We start from the raw sequence: 2,859 nt of genomic DNA, 5'->3' as shown, positions 1-2,859 counted from the left end.
TTACTCATCTTTAATAATAAATTTCGTATTAAAAAATGCTATTAATTTGCTTCATAGTATTAAAAATCTTTATAATACATTGCTAAAATAGCATTAATTTAAAATTTATTTAAATTTGACAAAATTTTATATTTTTCATAATCTTTTAGTTTTAACTTAAGGAGATAGAATGAAAAAAATTATCGTCTTTTTATTACTAATTAACACCCTTTTTGCTTCAATCGAAGTAGTTGATCAATTAGGCAGAAAAGTAAGTATCAAAGATAAGGTTGAGCGAATCGTTGTTTTACAACATCAAAGCTTAAATGTTTTAGTGCAACTTGATGCTACAAGTAAAATCGTTGGAATTTTAAGCTCTTATGAGGAAAGTCTTGGAAAAAATTATGCAAGATTATTTCCAGCTATAAAAGATCTCCCAACTCCAGGTGACTTAAAATCAGTAAATTTAGAAAGCTTACTTGCTTTAAAACCTGATCTTTTAATAGTTACAAACTATATGGACAAAGAAGTCATAGATAAAGTTTCAAAACTTGGTATTCCAGTTATTGCAATGAGTTTTTACAAAAATGCTTCAAGTAAAATAAATCCTGAATTTAAAGACTTTCAAAATCAAGTTTTAGCTTATGATGAGGGCTTGTATGAAGGCATTGCATTACTTGGAAAAATTTGCCAAAAAGAAGAAAATGCAAAAGAATTGATAAATTTTATTAAAAATTCTCAAAAAATTCTAAAAGAAAAAGTTGCTAAAATCGATAAAAATAAAGTTCGTTTATATGTTGCAAACCCTGATTTTCACACTTATGGAGCAGGAAAATATGTAAATGTAATGTTTAGTAGAGCAGGTGGAGAAAATGTTTGCGAGAAAGAATTTAAAGGCTTTAAACAAATTTCGCCTGAAACCTTAATCTATCTTAATCCAAGTATGATTTTTGTTCAACATCGCTATCCAAATGTAATAGATGAGTTAAAAAGTAATAAACTAATTTCAAATCTCTTAGCTATAAAAGATAATAAAATTTTCTATATGCCAGAATACGCAAAAGCTTGGGGATACGCTACACCTGAGGCTATGGCAATAGGCGAATTTTGGGTTGCAAAAACTCTTTATCCAGAATATTTTAAAGATTTTGACTTAGATAGTTTAGTTCAAACTTATTATCAAAAATTTTATAGAACTTCATATCAAAAGTAAAATTTTGGATAAAAAATTATGGATTTTGATTTTTATTTGGCTTTTACTTGTTGTAATTTCTCTAAATTTAGGGGCATTTAAACTAAATTTAAGTCAAATAATTTATGAAGAATACGCACAAAATGTATTTTTTAACATAAGAATGCCTAGAATTTTACTTGCTAGTTTAAGTGGTGGAATTTTAGGTATTAGCGGACTTACCTTGCAGGCTTTATTTAAAAATCCTCTTGTAGGTCCTAAAATTATCGGAGTTAGCACTTCCTCTGCACTTGGTGGAGCCTTGGCTATTTTATTTGGCTTTAGTGGAATTTTTCTTGTATTAAATGCTTTTGTTTTTGGAATTTTAGCTCTTTTACTTTTATTTTTACTTGCAAAATTTATTCAAAATTCAAATATTTTTAGCCTTATACTTTGTGGAATTTTAATAAACGGCTTTGCAGGAGCACTCATAGCTTTGATTGAATTTTTAGCAGATGATGAAGAAAAATTACCAAATATTATTTTTTGGATGCTTGGCAGTTTTTCAGTTGCAAGCTGGGAAAAACTTGAAATTTTAATAATTTTTAGCATTATTCCGCTTGTGCTTTTATTTTTAATGAGATATCATTTAAATTTATTAAGCCTTAGCGATAATGATTTAAAAGGTCTTGGAATTAATTTTAAATTTAGTCGAAAATTAATTTTAATTTTAACCACAATTTTAATTGCCTCACAAGTTAGCGTTTGTGGAAATATCGCTTATGTTGGGCTTGTTGTGCCACATATGAGTAGATTTTTAGGATCAGCTAATCATCAAAAAATCTTACCTTATTGCTTTTTTTTAGGAATGATTTTTATGCTTGCTTGTGATGATTTTGCAAGGATTATAAGCAGTGCTGAATTGCCATTAGGAATACTAACTGCATTAATTGGAACACCATTTTTTATATATCTTTTAAAAAGAAATTTTAATGCTAATTGAAGCTTTTGATTTAGGATTTTATTACTCAAATTTTAATTTTTGCTTTAGAAAATTAAATTTTAATTTAAATAAAAATGAAAATTTGGCAATTTTAGGCTTAAATGGACAAGGCAAAAGCACACTTTTGTCAGTTTTAATGAATATTTTAAAGCCTAAAGAAGGTTTTGTAAAATTAAATACAAATTTTTCTTATCTTTCATCTAATCTTAATCTTCCTTTTGATTATAAGGTCTTAGATGTTGTTTTAATGGGAAGAGCAAAAACTTTTTCTATATTTAGCAAGCCTAGTAAAAATGATGTAAATTTAGCATTTAAATACCTAGAAATTTTAGAAATAAAAGAACTTGCAGATAAAAATTTTAACACTCTCTCAAGCGGTCAAAGACAGCTTATTTTACTTGCTAGAGCACTTTGTGGGGAAAATGAAATTTTATTTTTAGATGAACCAATGAGTGCTTTGGATTTTAAAAATCAAAATAAAATTTTAAATATAATTAAAAAATTAAATCAAGATCTAAATATAAGTGTAGTTTTTTCAACCCACAATCCCGCACACGCTTTTGCCATAGCTACTAATACGCTTATTTTATACGAAGATCTAAGCTATGAATTTGGAAAAACTATTTTAGTTTTAAATCAAAAAAATCAAGAAAAACTTTATAAAATTCCTATAAAAAATGTAGATTTAACTTTAAATTCTAAAACT

General features: G+C 26.7%; 3 protein-coding genes. All 3 read left to right on the top strand.

Annotated features, from left to right (window positions below):
- Positions 1-169 precede the first annotated feature (169 nt).
- Positions 170-1,192 carry an ABC transporter substrate-binding protein gene (locus QZ429_RS07540; protein ID WP_291953373.1) on the top strand — a complete coding sequence of 341 codons (1,023 nt, stop codon included), beginning with the start codon at positions 170-172 and terminating at the stop codon, positions 1,190-1,192.
- A 4-nt stretch (positions 1,193-1,196) separates the two neighbouring features.
- Positions 1,197-2,153, top strand: a complete 957-nt coding sequence (locus QZ429_RS07535; protein WP_291953371.1) for an iron ABC transporter permease — start codon at positions 1,197-1,199, stop codon at positions 2,151-2,153.
- Positions 2,143-2,859 (top strand): ABC transporter ATP-binding protein (locus QZ429_RS07530; protein WP_291953369.1); only part of this gene is annotated, 717 nt, incomplete at its 3' end. The genes QZ429_RS07535 and QZ429_RS07530, both read left to right, overlap by 11 nt.

Origin of the sequence: Campylobacter sp., from assembly GCF_020024835.1 — a bacterium.
Classification (GTDB): domain Bacteria; phylum Campylobacterota; class Campylobacteria; order Campylobacterales; family Campylobacteraceae; genus Campylobacter_D.
This window is presented reverse-complemented; position numbering and strand designations above follow the sequence as displayed.